The organism is Variovorax sp. MSC1_012 (assembly GCF_023667525.1).
Lineage (GTDB): Bacteria > Pseudomonadota > Gammaproteobacteria > Burkholderiales > Burkholderiaceae_C > Variovorax > Variovorax beijingensis_B.
The window spans coordinates 3,927,828-3,946,087 of sequence record NZ_CM174443.1 but is presented as its reverse complement, the minus strand read 5'-3'; the positions used below and the strand labels follow the sequence as shown (position 1 = coordinate 3,946,087).

The window sequence follows — 18,260 nt, the reverse complement described above, 5'->3', positions numbered from 1 at the left end:
GCGGGCGCCCGGGCTGTCATGCGCAGCGGGTACCCTGCGCCTCTTTTGGATGGAGAAAAAAGACGATGCGCACCGTTCACTTCGCCCTTGCCGCGACCGCCGTCCTTGGCCTGGCGGCCTGCAGCACCACCGGTCCTGCCCACAAGCTGCTCACGCTCGACGGCAACCCGCCGCTGGTCATTGCGCACCGCGGTGCCTCGGGCCAGCTGCCCGAGCAGACGCTCGAAGCCTATGCGCGCGCCATCGAACTGGGGGCCGACGTGATCGAGATGGACCTGGTCTCCACCAAGGACGGCGTGCTCATCGCCCGCCACGACCCCAACCTGGCCATCAGCACCGACGTGGCGAAGCACCCGCGCTTCGCCTCGCGCAAGAAGACCATCAAGGTCGACGGCGAAACCCAGACCGGCTGGTTCAGCAACGACTTCACGCTGGCCGAGATCAAGACGCTGGGCGGCATCTCCACCGACCCCGAGCGCCCGCAGGAATTCAACGGCAAGTTCAAGATCCCCACCTTCCAGGAGATCATCGACTTCGCCAAGGCCAAGTCGAAGGAAACCGGCCGCACCATCGCGATCTACCCCGAGACCAAGAACCCGACCTACTTCCGCGACCTCGGGCTGCCGATGGAAGACAAGGTCGTCGCCGCCATCAACGCCGCCGGCTGGAACAGCAAGACCGCGCCCATCTACGTGCAGTCCTTCGAGCCCGGCAGCCTCAAGTACATGAAGGCCAAGGGCCTGAACACCCGGCTCATCCAGCTGATCGACGGCGATGGCATCGACATGAAGACCGGCGCCATGACCTACGCCGTGCCGGTCGACCGACCCTACGAATGGACCAAGGCGGGCGACAAGCGCAACTTCGACGTCATGGTCACGCCCGCGGGCCTGGCCGAAATCAAGACCTATGCCGACGGCATCGGCCCGTGGAAGCGCTACATCGTGAGCATCAAGGGCAGCATCGGCTCCGACGGCAAGCCGCTCGACGTCAACAAGGACGGCAAGATCAACGATGCCGACGCCACCTCGGTCTCGCCCACCGCGCTCGTAGCCGATGCGCACAAGGCGGGGCTCTTCGTGCACCCGTTTACCTTCCGCAACGAGTCGCGCCGGCTGGCGGCCGACTACAACAAGGACGGCAGGAACGAGTACGCGGTCTACTACAAGCTGGGCGTGGACGGGGTGTTCACCGACTTCCCTGACACCGCAACCGCCGCGCGTGCGGAGTACCTGAAGAGCATGGGCCGCTGAGTTTCTGTTCGTGAAACACCGCGGAACCGGCTTTGCCGGGCCGCTGGTGTTGCCCCCGGTAGGGGGAAGGCGTAGCCTCGGGGGCGTGCTTATTGCATAGACTGTGCCCCATGAAACTCATCGATTCGCTCGTCACGCAGGCGGCCGGCATCGCCGCCGTGCGGCGTGACCTCCACGCCCATCCCGAACTCTGCTTCGAAGAAGTCCGCACCGCCGACGTGGTGGCAGGCAAGCTCACCGAATGGGGCATACCCATCCACCGGGGGCTGGGCACCACCGGCGTGGTGGGCATCGTCAAGAACGGCAGCAGCCACCGCGCCGTGGGCCTGCGCGCCGACATGGACGCGCTGCCCGTCACCGAGCTCAACACCTTCGCCCATGCCAGCAAGCACCACGGCAAGATGCACGCCTGCGGCCACGACGGCCACACGGCCATGCTGCTCGCAGCCGCGCAGCACCTGTCGAAGAACCGCAATTTCGACGGCACCGTCTACCTGATCTTCCAGCCGGCCGAAGAGGGCGGCGGCGGCGCGCGCGAGATGATCAAGGAGGGGCTGTTCGAGCAGTTTCCGATGGACGCCGTGTTCGGCATGCACAACTGGCCCGGCATGAAGGCCGGCCAGTTCGCGGTGAGCCCGGGGCCGGTGATGGCGTCGGGCAACAAGTTCTACGTCAACGTGATCGGCAAGGGCGGCCATGCCGCGCTGCCGCAGACCGGCATCGACCCGGTGCCGATCGCCTGCGAGATCGTGCAGGCGTTCCAGACCATCCTCACGCGCAAGATGAAGCCGACCGACTCGGCCGTGATCTCGGTCACCACCATCCATGCGGGCGAGACCAACAACGTGATCCCCGACAACTGCGAGCTGACGGGCACGGTGCGCACCTTCTCGATCGAGGTGCTCGACATGATCGAGTCGCGCATGCGCAAGATCGCCGAGCACATCTGCGCCGCGCACGACGCGACGTGCGACTTCCGCTTCGAGCGCTACTACCCGCCCACCATCAACACCGAGGCCGAGGCCAACTTCGCGCGCCGCGTGATGGGCGAGATCGTGGGCGCCGAGAACGTGCTGCGGCAGGAAGCCGCCATGACCTCCGAGGACTTCGCCTTCATGCTGCAGGCCAAGCCCGGCGCCTACGCCTTCATCGGCAACGGCGACGGCTCGCACCGCGACGTGCACCACGGCGAAGGGCCGTGCACGCTGCACAACGCGAGCTACGACTTCAACGACGACCTCATTCCCCTGGGCGCCACCTGCTGGGTGCAGCTGGCCGAGCAGTTCCTCAAGCCCGGGGGAGCCGCGCCTTGATCAGCATCGGCGAGGCGTTTTCGCCGCGCTACGCCCAGGCCCGCCAGAAGTTCCTGCAGGCGTGCGTGAGCGCGGGCCTCGCGGCGCTGCCGCATGCGCATCCGGGCAAGGGGCGGGACGGCGAGGAGCTTTCGATGGACGTGGCGCTCGACGGCGCCGCGGACGCCGAGCGCCTGCTGATCGTCACCAGCGGCTGCCACGGCGTGGAGGGCCACTGCGGCAGCGGCGTGCAGGTGTTCGCGCTGCACGACGCCGAATGGCGCGAGAAGGCCCGGGCGCAGGGCGTGGCGGTGCTCTATGTGCATGCGCTCAATCCGCACGGCTTTTCGTACGGCCGGCGCGTCACGCAGGAGAAGGTCGACCTGAACCGCAACTTCGTCGATTTCTCGAAGCCGCTGCCGGCCAACGATGCCTATGCCAAGCTGCATCCGCTGCTGGTGCCCGAGACCTGGCCGCCCACGCCCGAGAACGAGGCCGCCATCGAGAAATGGATCGGCAAGCATGGCGCCGCTGCCTACCAGGAGGCCATCACCAGCGGGCAATACCAGTTCGAAGACGGCCTGTTCTTCGGCGGCAAGGCGCCGGCCTGGAGCAACAAGACCTTGCGCGGCGTGCTGCGCCGGCATGCCGCCAGCGCGCGCCGGCTGGCATGGATCGACTTGCACACGGGGCTCGGTCCGAGCGGGCTGGGCGAGCGCATCTTCGCCTGCCGCGACGACAAGGCCGCCTACGCGCGCGCCAATGCCTGGTGGGGCACGCCCGCGGCGCCCGTCACCTCGATCTACGACGGTTCCTCGAGTTCGGCGCTGCTGCGCGGGCTGATGTGGGACACCGCGCATCAGGAGTGCCCGCAGGCCGAATACACCGGCATCGCGCTCGAATACGGCACGCTGCCCATGCTCGACGTGCTGGCTGCGCTGCGGGCCGACCACTGGCTGCACAAGCACCCCGAGGCGCCGGCCGACCTGGCCGACGGCATCCGCGCGCGCATGCTCGAGGCCTTCTATACCGACACCGACGCCTGGCGCGGCCAGGTCATCAGCCAGGCCAGGCAGGCGATGTTCCAGGCCGTGGACGGCCTCGGAAGCTAGGTCCGAACCCGCCCGTCGCCCGTCAGCATCGACAGCTCGACGAACTTCGATGCCACGTGGTTCCTGGCCGAGAAAGACACCTCGAAGCCGCCGAACTGCTGCCGGTCGATGCTTTCGAGCCCCGCGATGAGGCCGTCGCGCGAGGCCTTGCCCGGCGCGCGGCGCAGGCCCTCGGTCAGCACCTTGGCGGCGATGTAGCCCTCCATGCTCGAGAAGTTGGCGCTCGTGCCGGCGCCGGCCTTCTTCACCGCCTCGCTGAATTCGCGCGTGATCGCATTGGCCGGGTTGTAGGGCGAGGGCACCACCTGCGTCACCATCACGCCCGCGCCTTCCTTGCCGAGCTCGTCGGCCAGCGCCTGGGTGCCCACGAAGGACACGTTGAAGAAGGTGCCGCCGTAGCCCGCCTTGCGCGCCTGGCGGATGAAGGCCGCGCAGGCCTTGTAGGCGCCCACCTGGACCACCGCGTCGGGCCGTGCCGCCGTGATGCTCTTCACCGCCGACGCCACGTCGACCGAATTGCGCTCCACCGTGGCCAGCGCCACCGGCTTGAGATCCTGCTGAGACAGCGCCAGCGTGACGCCGTCGAGCCCGGCCTTGCCGTAGGCGTCGTTCTGGTAGAAGACCGCGATCTTCTTCAGGCCCAGGTGCGTGAGCTGCTTCACGATCAACGCGGTCTCGTCGTTGTACGAGGCGCGCAGGTGGAACACGTTCCTGTGGAAGGGTTCGCGCAGCGACATCGCGCCGGTGAAAGGCGCGACGAAAGGCACCTTCTCCTTCACCGCGAGCGGCAGCGCCGCCATGCTGGTGGGCGTGCCGATATAGCCGAAGAGCGCGAACACGTCCTCTTCGATCAGCTTTTGCGTGTTGGCGGCGCAGCGGTCAGGCTCGTAGCCGTCGTCCAGATTCTTGATGACGACGTTGCGCCGGCCGGCCTGGGCGTTGTATTGGTCCAGGAACAGCTTGGCGCCCTGGTGGAACTGGATGCCGAGCTGCGCGGCCGGGCCGGTGAACGCTGCCGACTGGCCCAGCACCAGCGGCGCATCGCCCTGTGCCCGCGCCAGCTGGAAGCCGCCGAGCGCCGCCGCGCCGGTGGCCAGGGAAAAATGTCTGCGATTGATCATGTGAAACCTCCTTTGCGCCTTGCCGCGCCACTGCCTGGAAAACTTTAGACTTGCCGGATGGTCGATGCCCCGGTCTCCACAACTGCTGTTCTCCCCACCCCCACGTCCACGGTCCTGGGCGCCTGTCCGCACGACTGCCCGGACACCTGCGCGCTGGTCACCACCGTCAAGGACGGGGTGGCCGTGAAGCTGCAGGGCAATCCGGCCCATTCGCATACCGCTGGTGTTCTCTGCACCAAGGTTTCGCGCTACATCGAGCGCAACGACCACGCCGAAAGGCTCGTCCAGCCCATGAGGAGGACCGGTCCCAAGGGCAGCGGCCAGTTCGAACCTGTGAGTTGGGAGGCCGCTCTTGACGACATCGCCGCGCATCTCCGTGCATTGCAGACAGATCCGGAAACAATTGTGCCTTATAGTTACGCAGGCACGATGGGTCTGGTGCAGGGCGAGTCGATGGATCGACGTTTTTTCCACAAAATGGGCGCCACGCTGCTGGACCGCACGATCTGCTCCATGGCCGGCGGCGAGGCCATGGTCCACACCCTGGGCGCCAAGACCGGCATGCGGATCGAGTTTTTCGCCGAGGCGAAGCTGATCCTGATCTGGGGCAGCAACTCCATTGCCAGCAATTTGCATTTCTGGCGCCACGCCCAGGCCGCCCGGCGCGCCGGTGCGCGGCTGGTGTGCATCGACCCTCGCAAGACCGAAACCGCCGACAAGTGCGACGAGCACATCGCCCTGCTGCCCGGCACCGACGCCGCGCTGGCCCTGGCGCTGATGCACGAACTCATCGTGCACGGCTGGCTCGACCACGACTTCATCGCCAACCACACGCTCGGCTGGGAGCAGCTGCAAGAGCGCGCACTGCAATGGCCGCCCTCGCGTGCGGCTGCCGTGTGCGGCGTGCCCGAGGCGCAGATCGCGGCGCTGGCGCAGGCCTACGGCACCACCCGGCCGGCCGCGATCCGCCTGAACTACGGCATGCAGCGCGTGCGCGGCGGCGGCAACGCGGCGCGCGCCATCGCCTGCCTGCCCGCGCTGGTGGGGGCCTGGCGCGACCGCGCGGGCGGGCTCCTTCTGAGCAGCTCGGGCCACTTTCCGGTCGACCGCGCCGCGCTGCAGCGCCCCGACCTGCTCGCGGGCCGCCAGCCGCGCACCATCAACATGAGCACCATTGGCGACGCGCTGCTCGATGGCCAGGCAAAGCCGGTGAAGGCCATCGTGGTCTATAACAGCAACCCGGTCGCGGTGGCGCCCGAATCGGGCAAGGTGGTGGCGGGCTTCGCGCGCGAAGACCTTTTTACCGTGGTGCTCGAGCAGTTCCGCACCGACACCGCTGACTACGCCGACTACCTGCTGCCCGCCACCACCCAGCTCGAGCACTGGGACATCCACACCAGCTACGGCCACACCGACGTGCTGCTGAACCGGCCCGCGGTGGCGCCGCGCGGCGAAGCGCGCAGCAATGCCTGGGTGTTCCGCGAGCTCGCGCGCCGCATGGGCTTCGACGAGCCCTGCTTCTCGGACGACGACGAGGCGCTGTGCCGCAGCGCCTTTGCGCCGGGCGCCATCGACTACGCGCAGCTGCTGGAGCAAGGCTTCACCAGCCTCGCGCTGCCCGAGGCGCCCTTTGCCGAAGGCCGCTTCCCGACCCCTTCGGGCCGCTGCGAATTCTTCAGCGCGCGTCTGCAGGCGCAGGGCATGGACGGCCTGCCCGACCATGTGCCCAACTACGAAGCGGCCGGCAGTTCCACCGAGTTTCCGCTGGCCATGATCTCGCCGCCGGCGCGCAATTTCCTCAACTCGACCTTCGTCAACGTGACCAGCCTGCGCGCCATCGAGGGCGAGCCGCTGCTCGAGATCCACGAGGCCGACGCGGCCGCCCGCGGCATCGAGGACGGCGCCGTGGTCCGCGTGTTCAACAAGCGCGGCGAACACCGCTGCCGCGCCGAAGTGTCGCGCCGCGCGCGGCCGGGCGTGGTGCATGGCATGGGCATCTGGTGGCGCAAGCTCGGCTTGGACGGCACCAACGTCAACCAGCTCACCAGCCAGCGCCTGACCGACATCGGCCGCGGGCCGACCTTCTACGACTGCCTGGTCGAAGTGGAGCGTATTGCTCCCTCTCCCTCTGGGAGAGGGTTGGGGTGAGGGCTGCCCCCGTATTCGCCCTGGCCGGCGCACTGATGCTCGGCGGCTGTGCCGACCTCGGCTACTACTGGCAGTCGGCCAACGGCCACCTCGGCATCCTGCGGGTGGCCAAGCCGGTGCCCGAGTGGCTCGCGGACCCCGCCGTTTCCGCGCCGCTGAAGGCCAAGCTCGAGCTCGCGCAGCGCATCCGCCGCTTCGCCGTGACCGAACTGGCGCTGCCCGACAACCCCAGCTACACCTCGTACGCTGATCTGCGCCGCCCCGCGGCGGTGTGGAACGTGGTGGCCGCGCCGCCGTATTCGCTCACGCTCAAGAGCTGGTGCTTTCCGGTGGCCGGCTGCGTGGGCTACCGCGGCTACTACGACGAGGCCGCCGCCAAGGCCGAGGCCGAGGCGCAGCGTGCCAAGGGCCTGGAGACGGCCGTGTACCCGGTGCCGGCGTATTCCACGCTGGGCTGGATGAACTGGGCCGGCGGCGATCCGCTGCTTTCCACCTTCATCGGCTATCCCGAAGGCGAACTGGCCCGCATCGTGTTCCACGAGCTCGCGCACCAGGTGCTCTATGTGCCGGGCGACATCGTCTTCAATGAGTCGTACGCCACCGCGGTGGAACGCATTGGCGGTGCGATGTGGCTGCAGCGCGAGGCCAGCGAAGCGGCGCGCAGCGAGTACGCGCGCTTCGACGCGCAGCGCCAGCAGTTTCGCGCGCTGGCCCTCGAAACGCGGCGCGCGCTCAACCGGGCCTACGAATCCGCCGAGGCCAAGGCCGGCGACTGGCCCGCGGTCGACGCCATGAAGAAGGCGGCGATGGATGCCTTTCGCGAACGCTACGCGATGCTGCGCGCGCAATGGCAGGGCCCGCGGCAGGGCGCCTACGACCTGTGGGTGGCGCGCGCCAACAATGCGACTTTCGGGGCCCAGGGTGCCTACGACGACCTGGTGCCGGGCTTCGAGGCCCTGTTCGTGCGCGAAAGCCGCAACTGGCCGCGCTTCTACAAGGAAGTCCGCCGCATCGCCGCGCTGCCGACCATGGAAGAGCGGCGCAACGCATTGCAGACCGCGACCGGCATCCTGCAGACGAATTCCAGCCACGACCACAAAGACAACAACGGAGGCCACGGTGCCTGACATCCATATCGAACGAAACCACGCACTCGGCATTGCCGGCGCCCGCGAAGTCGCACGCCAGTGGATCGAGCAGGTCGGGCAGGACTACGGCCTGGAGTGCACCTACACCGAGGGCGAGGCCCGTGACGTCGCGCAGTTCAGCCGTGCGGGCATCGACGGCACGGTGGAGGTCACGGCCGACACGCTGACGCTGGAGGCCACGCTGGGCTTCCTGTTCAGCAGCTTCAGCGATCAGATCGAGCAGAAGATCTCGCGCAAGCTCGATGCCTTGCTGGCGTCGCCCGGCGGCGGTGCCCGCTTCGCCTGAGCGGCCGTCGATCAGGCGCTGATCGGCGCCGCCACCTCATCGGCCGGTGCGAACCGTCCCGGCGGAATGCTTCGGCACACTCGGACTCCATGACGAACACCTCTTCTTCTCCCCCGGCCGCGGGCCCGCTGGCCGGCCTCAAGGTCGTCGAGCTCGGGCAGCTGATTGCCGGGCCTTTCGCGGCGCGCACGCTGGCCGACTTCGGCGCCGAGGTCGTCAAGATCGAGCCGCCGGGCGCGGGCGATCCGCTGCGCACCTGGCGGCTCCTGAAGGACGGCACTTCGGTGTGGTGGCAGGTGCAGTCGCGCAACAAGCGTTCGCTCGCGCTCGACCTGCGCCAGGCCGAGGCACAGGCCGTGGTGCGGCAACTGGCCGCCGAGGCCGACGTGCTGGTCGAGAACTTCCGCCCCGGCGCGATGGAAGGCTGGGGCCTCGGCCCCGACGAGCTGCTGGCCGCCAACCCAGCGCTCGTGATGCTGCGCATCAGCGGCTACGGCCAGACCGGTCCCTACCGCGACCGGCCGGGCTTCGGCGTGGTGGCCGAGGCCATGGGCGGACTGCGCCACCTCACGGGCGAGCCGGGCCGCGTGCCGGTGCGCGTGGGCGTGTCCATCGGCGACACGCTGGCCTCGCTGCACGGGGTGATCGGCGTGCTGATGGCGATGCAGCACCGCCATGCCACCGTCAGCGCCGAGTATCCGAAGGGCAGGGGCCAGGTGGTCGACGTGGCGCTCTACGAGGCGGTTTTCAACTGCATGGAAAGCCTGCTGCCCGAGTACAGCGCGTTTGGCGCGGTGCGCGAGGCGGCTGGCAGTGCGCTGCCCGGCATTGCGCCGACCAACGCCTACCGCTGCGCTGACGGCGGCTATGCCATCGTGGCGGGCAACGGCGACAGCATCTTTCGCCGGCTGATGGAATGCATCGGCCGATCCGATCTTGCGGCCGATCCGTCATTGGCCGGCAACACGGGCCGGGTGGCGCAGGTGGAAATGCTCGATGCCGCCATCGGCGACTGGGCCGCGGGGCGTACGGTGGACGAGGTGTTGGCCGCGCTCGATGCGGCGCAGGTGCCGGCCGGCCGCATCTACACCATCGCCGACATCGCGGCCGACCCGCACTACGCCGCGCGCGGCATGCTGCAGCAGGTGCACATGCCGGACGGCAGCGCGCTCGCGGTGCCCGGCTTCGTGCCCAAGCTCTCGCTCACGCCAGCCAGCCACCGGCGCAACGCGCCCGCGCTGGGCGCGGACACCGACGCGGTCCTGAAGGAGATCGGCCTCGACGCCGGGCAGATCGCCGCGCTGCATGCGCGCGGGATCGTGGGAAGCCCTTCGTGAGACACCGCGGAACCGGCTTCGCCGGGCCGCTGGTGTCGCCCCCGGCGAGGGGGAGGGAGAAGCGACACGAAGTTCGCGAAGCCTGGGGGAGAGCCTAGTTCTGCAGCGACTCGATCAGGTCGATGTACTTCTGCTTCGCCTCGTCGGCGCCTAGGCCCTTTTGCGCGGTCCAGGCGTCCCACTTGGCACGCGCGACGATATCGCTGAAGCTCGGTTTCTTGGCCGTGTTGTCGCCTTCGGTGGCCTGCTTGAAGAGGCCGTAGATCTTGAGCAGCGTCGGGTTGTCGGGGCGCTCCGGCAGCAGCTTGGAGTTGGCCTGGGCAGCTTCGAAGAGGGCGTTGAGGTCGGACATGGCGGTCGGTTTGAAAAGCGGGAAATCCGCATCTTAAAGTGCGCGGTACCCGCGGGTACCAGGCCGTGGCTCAGTCCGACAGGCCGGCGCGCGCCAGTTCCACGTCGAGCCGTTCCTTGGCGTCCGCCGGCTTCAGCGCGGCGGCCTTCTCGTAGAGCTGCGTGGCTTCGCCCAGGCGCGCGTCGCCGTGCAGCATGAGCAGCGCACGGCCGTATTCCATGAGCGCGCTGGGCGAATGGGGATGCAGCTCGAGGCCGCGCTCGAACAGCTCGACAGACATTTCGGCGCGCACGCCGTAGGTCATGCGGCCGACCAGCGCGCCCACCTTGTCGATCACCTCGGCATGGAAGGCGGCCAGCGCGATGTGCGCATCGGCATGCTGCGGCTGCAGTTCGATGACGCGCTCGAGCGCTCCCTTGAGCTTGCTGCCAAGGCCCTGCGCCAGGGCGCGCGCCACGCTGATGCCCTGGCTGTAGCGCCCGAGCGCATAGGCCTGCCAGTAGAGCGCATGGCAGTTGTCGGGCTCGGCGCCGGCCTGGGCGGCGGCGCGTTCGATGACCTGGCGGAACATCGAGAGCCGGACCGATTCGCGCGGCTCGAGGTAGTTGGCATAGACGGCGGTGGCCTGGTTGGCCAGCACCAGGCCGTCCGGCCCGTGCGCCAGGCCGAGCGCGGCGGCGCGCTCGAATTCGCCGTTGTGATAGAGCGCCCAGCCGTCGGCCAGCGGATGCCCGCTCGGCGGGGGCGGCAGGGCGTGGCCGGCGTGCAGCCGGGGCCAGTGCGGCAGCAGGCTGTGCGCGTCGTAGCGCGGCAGGTCGGCATAGGGCAGCGGTGTCCAGGATTGCGCAGCAACCGCGGCAACCGGGCTGGCGGACATCAGCGAGAGCGGCTTGAAATCTGGATGGGGCATGGCGTTATCGGGCCTCGGCTGCCAAATCGGCGGTGGCCTCCGCAGGCCGCGCGCTTGCGGAATCATCGCCGCTGTAGGCATTGCTGAGTGTCAGCAAATGCCGCCGCTGCTCGCCTGCCAGATACGGCGCGAGCAGGTGCAGCGTGTGCTGGCCGCCGCGCATCAGCGCGCCCTGGGCGTGCGCGGGTTCGAGCGCCTCGCGCGGATTGCGCACGTACTCGTAGCTGAGCCAGTAGGTCAGCACCACCACCATGCTTTGGGCGAGGGTGTCGACCTCGTGCACGTCGATGTCCAGGTGCCCGGCCCGGCTCAGCCCCGCGATCAGCACTCGGATCGCGCGGGTCTTGTTCTTGAGCACCAGCTGGAACTGCGTTTCGAGATGCCGGTTCTTGCTCAGCAGGTCGTTCAGGTCGCGGTAGAGAAAGCGGTAGCGCCAGATCAGTTCGAACAGGCTGTGCATGAAGAACCATGCGTCTTCCACATCGTGCACGCCTTCGCTGGCATGCAGCAACTGGTTGAGCTCGGCCTCGTAGCCTTCGTAGAGCTTGTTGATCAGCTCTTCCTTGGCGGGGTAGTGGTAGTAGAGATTGCCGGGGCTGATGTTGAGCTCGCCCGCCACCAGCGTGGTGGAGACGTTCGGCTCGCCGAAGCGGTTGAACAGCTCGAGTGCGGCTTCGAGGATGCGTTGCGCTGTGCGGCGTGGCGCCTTCTTGGCCATGTCAGTCCCCGTTTTTTGTCTCTTGGGGACACTCTAGCGTATGTGCACTGCACCATGAATGCGCCAGCGCAATGTTTTGCGGTGGCACGTGTTGTGCACCGCCGCAAAAACGGGGCTCGAAGAGGCGTTCAGTCCGGCTTGGTGCTGTTGCTGCGCCGCACGGTCTTCTTGGCGGCGGTGGCGGGTGCTGCGCTGCGGCCCGCGGTCTTGCGGCTTGCGGTGCGCGCCGGGGCGGCGCTCTTGCCCGGGCGGCGCTGCAGCTCGGCCTCGAGCGCGGCCACGCGGGCCTGCAGCGCGGCGTGCTCGGCGGCCGAGGGCACGCCCAGCTTTTCGAGCGCGCGCGCCACGCGCTCTTCGAAGATGTTCTCGAGCTTGCCCCACTGGCCCGCGGCCTTGGTGCCGAATTCGCTCGCGAAGCCGGCCATGCGCGTCTGCGCCTGCGCGAGGGTTTCCTCGGCGGCCTGCTGGGTCTTCTTCTGCATGCCGGCACCGTCCTTCACCAGCGCCTCGAAGGCCTTGCTGCCTTCCTGCTGCATCTTGGCGAAGGCGCCAAGCCCGGCAAGCCAGATCTGCTGGGCCGAGTCCTTGATGCGGTCGGAGCCCTTGTTGCCGTCGTCGTCCTGGGTAGCCATGCGATATGTTCCTGTGAAACCAACGAGCGACTCTAGCCGCTCGGCCCGCTCGTTTTTAGAGCTTTGTATCTATGGCCACGGGGCTAAACCGTGGCTCCAGCGGCGCGGCTGGCGTCCAGATGGGTCTTGGCACGCTCGGCCAGCGCCATTTCGCCCGGCGTGCCCGGCACGAAGGGCTGCACCGGCAGCGGCCGGCCGTGCGAATCGACCGAGACGAAGACGATCAGGCACTCGGTGGTCTTGTCCATGGTGCCGCCCTTCATGTCGCCGCTTCGCACCTCGACCGAGATGTTCATGCTGGTGGTGCCGGTGTAGGCCAGCCGGGCCTCGACCTCGACCAGGTCGCCGATCATGATCGGGTGGTGAAAGCGGATGCTGCCGATGAAGGCCGTCACGCAGTAGCGCTTGGCCCAGCTGGTCGCGCAGGCGTAGCCGGCCTCGTCGATCCATTTCATGACGGTGCCGCCGTGGACCTTTCCGCCGAAGTTGACGGTGCTGGGCTCGGCCAGGAATCGAAGGGTGATGGAGGACATGCGCCGCCTTTTCTTGTGGGCCGTGGATGGGGTTCCGATTATGCGAGCGAGCGCCCACCGCGGCGCGCGCCGCCGGTCGGCGCGGCGCACACGCTCAGCCGCCGCCGAACAGCTCCGCCAGCGTGCGCCGCAGCCAGGCGTTGCCGGCGTCCGCATGGAAGCGCTCGTGCCAGTGCTGCTTGACGGCATAGGCCGGCAGCTCGAAGGGCGGCTCCAGCAGCTTCACCGGCTCCTGCGTGGCCAGCACCTTGCCGAGGATGCGGGGCACGATCACGATCAGCTCCGTGTGCGCCACGATGCGCGCCACGCTCAGGAAGCTCGACAGGCTGGTCACCACGTTGCGCCGAAGCCCCAGCCGCGCGATGGTCTTGTCGACGATGGCATGGCCCGTGCCCGACGAGGCCACCACCGCATGCGCCTCGCTCTCGAAGCGCTTGCGCGTGAGCCGCTCGCCGATGCGCGGATGGTTGCGCGCGGCCAGGCAGACGAAGTTCTGCATGAACAGCGTCTGCTGGTAGAAGCCCGCGTCCAGCTGCGGCATGAAGCCCACCGCCAGGTCCACCGCGCCGTCCTCGAGCCGGCGCCCGCTCTCGGTGGAGATGATCTCGGTCTCGATGCGCACGCCCGGTGCCGTGCGCCGCAGGTGGTCGAGCAGGCCGGGCAGCAGCACCACTTCGCTGATGTCGGTCATGCAGATGCGGAAGCTGCGCGCCGCGCTCGCGGGCTCGAAGCTCGCGCGTCCGCCCTTGGCCCGGTTCAGCCGGTCGAGGATGTCGAGCACCAGCGGCTGGATCTGCCGCGCATAGGGTGTGGGCTCCATGCCGCGCGAGGTGCGCACGAACAGCTTGTCGCCGAAATGCGTGCGCAGCCGCGCCAGCGCGGTGCTGGCCGCCGACTGCGAAAGGCCGAGCCGCTCGGCCGCGCTCGACACGTTGGACGTCTTGTAGACCTCGTCGAACACCAGCAGCCATTCGAGATCGAGCTGGGCCATGAAACTTCTCCTTTTGCAGCCACCACTATCAAGAAACCAGATCAGGCCTATCGCCGTGGCCCCATTGCGCCAATAGTAGTGCCGGCGGAAGATTGCCGTTCCCTGGAGACAACCGCCCGAAGACAACCGCCGCACGACGGCCGAAGCTGCTGCTGCCCATGAACCCCACCGCCCAGAAACAACCCGCCGCCCCGGCGCCCGCCAATGCCGCGGAGCGCCGCGGCTACTACGAGCGCATCCGCCCGCTCCACCTCACGCCGCTGTGGGAGTCGCTGCACGCCCTGGTGCCGCGCGAGCCCACCACGCCCTGCGTGCCGGCGCTCTGGCGCTACGACGAGATCCGCCCGCTGCTGATGGAATCGGCGGACCTCATCACCGCCGAGGAAGCGGTGCGCCGCGTGCTCGTGCTCGAGAACCCGGCGCTGCCCGGCAACTCGTCGATCACGCAATCGATCTACGCGGGCCTGCAGCTCATCATGCCGGGCGAGGTGGCGCCCTCGCACCGCCACGTGCAGTCGGCACTGCGCTTCATCGTCGACGGCAAGGGCGCCTACACCACGGTGGGCGGCGAGCGCACCACCATGTACCCGGGCGACTTCATCATCACGCCTTCGTGGGCCTGGCACGACCACGGTAACGAGGGCGTCGGCGGCACGGTGGAGCCGGTGGTCTGGCTCGACGGGCTCGACATTCCGATGCTGCGCTTTTTCGACGCCGGCTTTGCCGAGAGCGACGACGCCAAGGTGCAGCACGTGGCGCGCCCCGAGGGCAACAGCCTCGCGCGCTTCGGCCACAACATGGTGCCGGTGCGCCACGACCACGTGTCGCCCACCTCGCCGATCTTCAACTACCCCTACGACCGCAGCCGCGAGGCGCTGGCCATGCTGCAGAAGCAGGAAGTGCCCGATGCCTGGCTGGGCCACAAGCTGCGCTATATCAACCCGCTGACGGGCGGCGCGCCGATGCCCACCATCGGCACCCAGCTGCAGCTGCTGCCCAAGGGCTTCGCGGGCAAGACCCACCGCGCCACCGACGGCACGGTCTACAGCGTGGTCGAAGGCCGCGGCATCGCGGAGATCGCGGGCCGGCGCTTCGAGTTCGGCCCGCGCGACACCTTCGTGGTGCCTTCGTGGGCGCCGCTGCGCCTGTCGGCGCCCGCCGACGACGTGGTGCTCTTCAGCTTTTCGGACCGCCCCGTGCAGCAGGCCATGGGCGTCCTGCGCGAAGCCTTTCTCGACGACGCCTGAAAACCGTCCGCATTTTTCTTTTTCTCTTGTTGTCTTGACCCTGTGCCGCCGCGCGCGGCAGGAGCCCACATGTCCTTCGTCTTCACGCCCCCTTCCATCGTCGGCCTGCCCATCGTGGGTTCGAGCGAGCTGTTCCCGGTGCGCCGGGTCTATTGCGTGGGCCGCAACTACGCGGCGCATGCGCGCGAGATGGGCTTCGACCCCGACCGCGAACCGCCGTTCTTCTTCTGCAAGCCCAACGACGAGGCCTCGGTGGTGCCCGTGGCCGAAGGCGCAACCGGCGCCATTCCCTACCCGCCGCTCACGAGCAACTACCACTACGAAGCCGAACTCGTCGTGGCCATCGGCAAGGGCGGCAAGGACATCGCGGTGGCGCAGGCAGCCGGCCACATCCACAGCTATGCCGTGGGACTGGACATGACACGCCGCGACCTGCAGATGAAGATGCGCGAGGCGGGCAGGCCTTGGGAAATCGGCAAGGCCTTCGATTTCTCGGCGCCCATCGCGCCGCTGCGCACACTGGCCGATGTGGGCGAGATCAACGCCGGCGCCATCACGCTCGAGGTGGACGGCCAGGTGCGCCAGAACAGCGACATCACGCACCTGATCTGGTCCGTCAACGAGGTGATCGCCAATCTCTCGACGCTCTTCACGCTGCAGCCCGGCGACCTGATCTTCACGGGCACGCCCGAAGGCGTGGGCGCGGTGAAGCCCGGCCAGACGATCAGGGTGAGCATCGACAAGCTGCCTTCGCTCACCGTGCGCATCGACTGAGCAAGCGCAGCGCAGCAGAGGCCCCGCGATGAGCACATCTCTCCCGAAGACTCCCCCCACCGTGCTGCTCGTCGGCGGCGGCATCGGCGGCATGGCGGCCGCGCTGGCGCTCGCGCGGCTCGGCGTTTCCATCGACCTGCTCGAGCAGAGCGCGACCATCGGCGAGATCGGCGCCGGCCTGCAGCTCGGTCCGAATGCTTTTGCAGCGCTCGATGCGCTCGGCGTGGGCGAGGCGGTGCGCCGCAACTCGGTCTTCACGGACCGGCTCGTGATGATGGATGCGGTCGACTGCGGCGAAGTGGCTTCCGTGCCGGTGGGCGAAGCCTTCCGCGCGCGCTTCAGGAACCCCTATGCGGTGAGCCACCGCGCCGACCTGCACGGCGCCATCCACGAGGCCGTGAAGCAGCATCCGCTGATCCGCTTCCACACCTCGGCGCAGGTCGAGGCCATCGACATCGGCGCAGGCGGCGCGAAGGGCGTGGTTGCCACCACGCGCGACGGCCGGCGCTTCAAGGCCGATGCGATCGTGGGCTGCGACGGCGTGAAGTCCGTGGTGCGCGCCAGGCTCGTGGGCGACGAGGCGCGCGTTTCGGGCCACGTGGTGTACCGCGCGGTGGTGCCGGTGGCCGACATGCCGGCCGACTTGCGCTGGAATGCGCCCGTGGTCTGGGCCGGCCCCAACTGCCACCTGGTGCACTATCCGCTGCGCCATGGCGAGCAATACAACCTGGTCGTCACCTTCCACAGCCGCGAGCAGGAAGAGTGGGGCGTTTCCGAAGGCAGCAAGGAAGAAGTGCTTTCCTACTTCGAGGGCGTGCATGCGCGCCCGCGCCAGCTGCTCGACAGGCCAAGCTCATGGCGGCGCTGGAGCACGGCCGACCGCGATCCGGTGGCGCGCTGGAGCGACGGCCCGGCCACGCTGCTCGGCGACGCCGCCCATCCGATGATGCAATACCTCGCGCAGGGCGCCTGCATGGCGCTGGAGGACGCGGTCACGCTGGGCGCCGCGGTGCGGGCCTGCGATTTCGACATGCCGGCCGCCTTCAAGCTCTACGAGGCTGCGCGCATTCCGCGCACTGCCCGCGTGGTGCTGTCGGTGCGCGAGATGGGGCGGCTCTATCACGCCAGGGGCGTGGAGCGGCTGGTGCGCAACAGCCTCTGGGTGGGCCGCACGCCCGAACGCTTCTACGATGCGGTCGAGTGGCTCTATGCCTGGCGGCCCGAGCATTGCCTGGACGACGCGCCGCAGCCGCTGCCACGCTCCGTCGCGTTGCCCGGTGCCGATGTGGCCGCCATGCTTTCGCCACACTGAACGAGCGAGTTTCTTTCATCATCACTATTCGAGGCCACAGGCCCAGGAGACAAGACACCATGAGCTTTTCACCACGCGCATTGCTGACAGGCATCCTGGCCCTGGCGTCGCTGGCTGCCGCCAGCGGCGCGCTGGCGCAGGCCGGCGACTATCCGAACAAGCCGGTCACGCTGGTCACGCCCTTCGCGGCCGGCAGCGGACCCGACGCGGTACTGCGGCTGGTCTCCGACAAGCTCTCGCGCCTGTGGAACCAGCGCGTGCTGATCGACAACCGGCCAGGCGGCGGCGGCTTCATCGCCATCGACCAGGCGCGGCGCGCGGCGCCCGACGGCTACACGCTGCTGCAGCTCGACAGCGAGCACATCGCCGCGCTGCCGCACCTGTACAAGTCGCGCAACTTCGTGACGCTGCAGCACTTCGACCCCGTGGCCTCGCTGTTTCGCACGCCCTTCTTCGTGGCGGTGTCGAGCGAGTCGAAATGGAAGAACATGAGCGACCTGATCGCGGCCGCCAAGGCCAATCCCGATGCCATCGTCTACGGCTCCTGGGGCGTGGGCAGCCCGGGCCACCTGGGCGCGCAGCAACTCGAGGCGCTCACCGGCATCCGCATGCGGCACGCGCCGTTCCGCGAGGTGTCGCAGCTGTTCTCGAACGTGGGCACCGGCGAAGTGCCATGGAGCTTTGCCAGCATTCCGTCGAGCCAGGGCATCTACAAGGCCGGCAAGCTGCGCTACCTGGCCATTGCCGCGCCCCGGCGCATTCCGCAGATGCCCGACGTGCCGACCATGGCCGAGGCAGGCGGGCCGGCCTCGCTCGAGGTCAACTCCTTCGTCTCGCTGCTCGCGCCCAAGGGCGTGGCGGCGGCCGTCAAGGCAAAGATCAACGCCGACGTGGCCAAGGTCATTGCCGACCCCGAGATCCGCGCCCGCTTCGACACCTTCGCCTTCGAGCCGCTGGCCTGGTCGCCCGAGGAGATCGAGCGCAACGCCGAGGCCAAGTCCAAGGTGTATGGCGAACTGGTCCGCCGGGGCAACATCAGCCTCGACTAGTGGCCCTCATTACCATTACGTTTTTTCACATTTCCTTTTCACCTT

Annotated in this window: 18 protein-coding genes; 11 read left to right on the top strand and 7 right to left on the bottom strand. The window is 68.4% G+C overall.

The window, feature by feature from the left end:
• Positions 1-65 precede the first annotated feature (65 nt).
• The 3 genes from L1081_RS18500 (at position 66) to L1081_RS18490 (ending at position 3,657) form a co-directional block, all read left to right on the top strand.
• On the top strand, positions 66-1,253 hold the full coding sequence (locus L1081_RS18500; protein ID WP_489413481.1) for a glycerophosphodiester phosphodiesterase family protein: 1,188 nt from the start codon (positions 66-68) through the stop codon (positions 1,251-1,253).
• 110 nt (positions 1,254-1,363) lie between these two features.
• The gene (locus tag L1081_RS18495) at positions 1,364-2,566 is read left to right on the top strand and encodes an amidohydrolase (RefSeq protein ID WP_489413480.1); all 1,203 of its coding nucleotides are present in this window, start codon (positions 1,364-1,366) and stop codon (positions 2,564-2,566) included.
• The gene (locus L1081_RS18490; protein WP_489413479.1) at positions 2,563-3,657 is read left to right on the top strand and encodes a DUF2817 domain-containing protein; all 1,095 of its coding nucleotides are present in this window, start codon (positions 2,563-2,565) and stop codon (positions 3,655-3,657) included. Before L1081_RS18495 ends, L1081_RS18490 begins: the two co-directional genes overlap by 4 nt.
• Here L1081_RS18490 and L1081_RS18485 read toward each other — a convergent pair.
• Positions 3,654-4,778 carry an ABC transporter substrate-binding protein gene (locus L1081_RS18485; RefSeq protein ID WP_489413478.1) on the bottom strand — a complete coding sequence of 375 codons (1,125 nt, stop codon included), beginning with the start codon at positions 4,776-4,778 and terminating at the stop codon, positions 3,654-3,656. The two genes, L1081_RS18490 and L1081_RS18485, sit on opposite strands and share 4 nt — an antisense overlap.
• A gap of 57 nt (positions 4,779-4,835) precedes the next feature.
• On the opposite strand from L1081_RS18485, the gene L1081_RS18480 reads away from it, so the two are divergent.
• The 4 genes from L1081_RS18480 to L1081_RS18465 all read left to right on the top strand — a co-directional run bounded on the left by L1081_RS18480 (position 4,836) and on the right by L1081_RS18465 (position 9,697).
• A complete protein-coding gene (locus L1081_RS18480) occupies positions 4,836-6,926 on the top strand; it encodes a molybdopterin-dependent oxidoreductase (protein WP_489413477.1) in 2,091 nt (696 codons plus the stop codon).
• Positions 6,923-8,053: an aminopeptidase gene (locus tag L1081_RS18475; RefSeq protein WP_489413476.1), complete on the top strand. Its 1,131-nt coding sequence runs from the start codon at positions 6,923-6,925 to the stop codon at positions 8,051-8,053. The genes L1081_RS18480 and L1081_RS18475 overlap by 4 nt, the downstream gene beginning before the upstream one ends.
• On the top strand, positions 8,046-8,360 hold the full coding sequence (locus L1081_RS18470) for a polyhydroxyalkanoic acid system family protein (RefSeq protein WP_489413475.1): 315 nt from the start codon (positions 8,046-8,048) through the stop codon (positions 8,358-8,360). The genes L1081_RS18475 and L1081_RS18470 overlap by 8 nt, the downstream gene beginning before the upstream one ends.
• Before the next feature lie 89 nt (positions 8,361-8,449).
• A complete protein-coding gene (locus L1081_RS18465; protein ID WP_489413474.1) occupies positions 8,450-9,697 on the top strand; it encodes a CoA transferase in 1,248 nt (415 codons plus the stop codon).
• Positions 9,698-9,791: 94 nt separating this feature from the next.
• On the opposite strand, the gene L1081_RS18460 is transcribed toward L1081_RS18465, so the two are convergent.
• The 6 genes from L1081_RS18460 to L1081_RS18435 all read right to left on the bottom strand — a co-directional run bounded on the left by L1081_RS18460 (position 9,792) and on the right by L1081_RS18435 (position 13,833).
• Positions 9,792-10,049 (bottom strand): acyl-CoA-binding protein, encoded by a 258-nt coding sequence (locus tag L1081_RS18460; protein ID WP_489413473.1) that lies wholly within the window; start codon positions 10,047-10,049, stop codon positions 9,792-9,794.
• 70 nt (positions 10,050-10,119) lie between these two features.
• On the bottom strand, positions 10,120-10,959 hold the full coding sequence (locus tag L1081_RS18455) for a hypothetical protein (protein ID WP_489413472.1): 840 nt from the start codon (positions 10,957-10,959) through the stop codon (positions 10,120-10,122).
• A gap of 4 nt (positions 10,960-10,963) precedes the next feature.
• Positions 10,964-11,677, bottom strand: a complete 714-nt coding sequence (locus tag L1081_RS18450) for a TetR/AcrR family transcriptional regulator (protein ID WP_489413471.1) — start codon at positions 11,675-11,677, stop codon at positions 10,964-10,966.
• Between the two features lie 128 nt (positions 11,678-11,805).
• Complete coding sequence (locus L1081_RS18445; protein WP_489413470.1) at positions 11,806-12,309, bottom strand: phasin family protein; 504 nt, start codon at positions 12,307-12,309, stop codon at positions 11,806-11,808.
• An 83-nt stretch (positions 12,310-12,392) separates the two neighbouring features.
• Entirely contained in the window at positions 12,393-12,842 is a 450-nt protein-coding gene (locus tag L1081_RS18440; RefSeq protein WP_018903932.1) for an acyl-CoA thioesterase, read from the bottom strand.
• Between the two features lie 94 nt (positions 12,843-12,936).
• On the bottom strand, positions 12,937-13,833 hold the full coding sequence (locus tag L1081_RS18435) for a LysR substrate-binding domain-containing protein (protein ID WP_489413469.1): 897 nt from the start codon (positions 13,831-13,833) through the stop codon (positions 12,937-12,939).
• A gap of 158 nt (positions 13,834-13,991) precedes the next feature.
• Here L1081_RS18435 and gtdA point away from each other — a divergent pair, with 158 nt between their 5' ends.
• The 4 genes from gtdA to L1081_RS18415 all read left to right on the top strand — a co-directional run bounded on the left by gtdA (position 13,992) and on the right by L1081_RS18415 (position 18,215).
• Complete coding sequence (gene gtdA / locus L1081_RS18430) at positions 13,992-15,080, top strand: gentisate 1,2-dioxygenase (protein WP_489413468.1); 1,089 nt, start codon at positions 13,992-13,994, stop codon at positions 15,078-15,080.
• A 69-nt stretch (positions 15,081-15,149) separates the two neighbouring features.
• Entirely contained in the window at positions 15,150-15,854 is a 705-nt protein-coding gene (locus L1081_RS18425; protein ID WP_489413467.1) for a fumarylacetoacetate hydrolase family protein, read from the top strand.
• Positions 15,855-15,882: 28 nt separating this feature from the next.
• On the top strand, positions 15,883-17,166 hold the full coding sequence (locus tag L1081_RS18420) for a 3-hydroxybenzoate 6-monooxygenase (protein WP_489413466.1): 1,284 nt from the start codon (positions 15,883-15,885) through the stop codon (positions 17,164-17,166).
• A gap of 59 nt (positions 17,167-17,225) precedes the next feature.
• Complete coding sequence (locus tag L1081_RS18415) at positions 17,226-18,215, top strand: tripartite tricarboxylate transporter substrate-binding protein (RefSeq protein WP_489413465.1); 990 nt, start codon at positions 17,226-17,228, stop codon at positions 18,213-18,215.
• Positions 18,216-18,260: the final 45 nt, after the last annotated feature.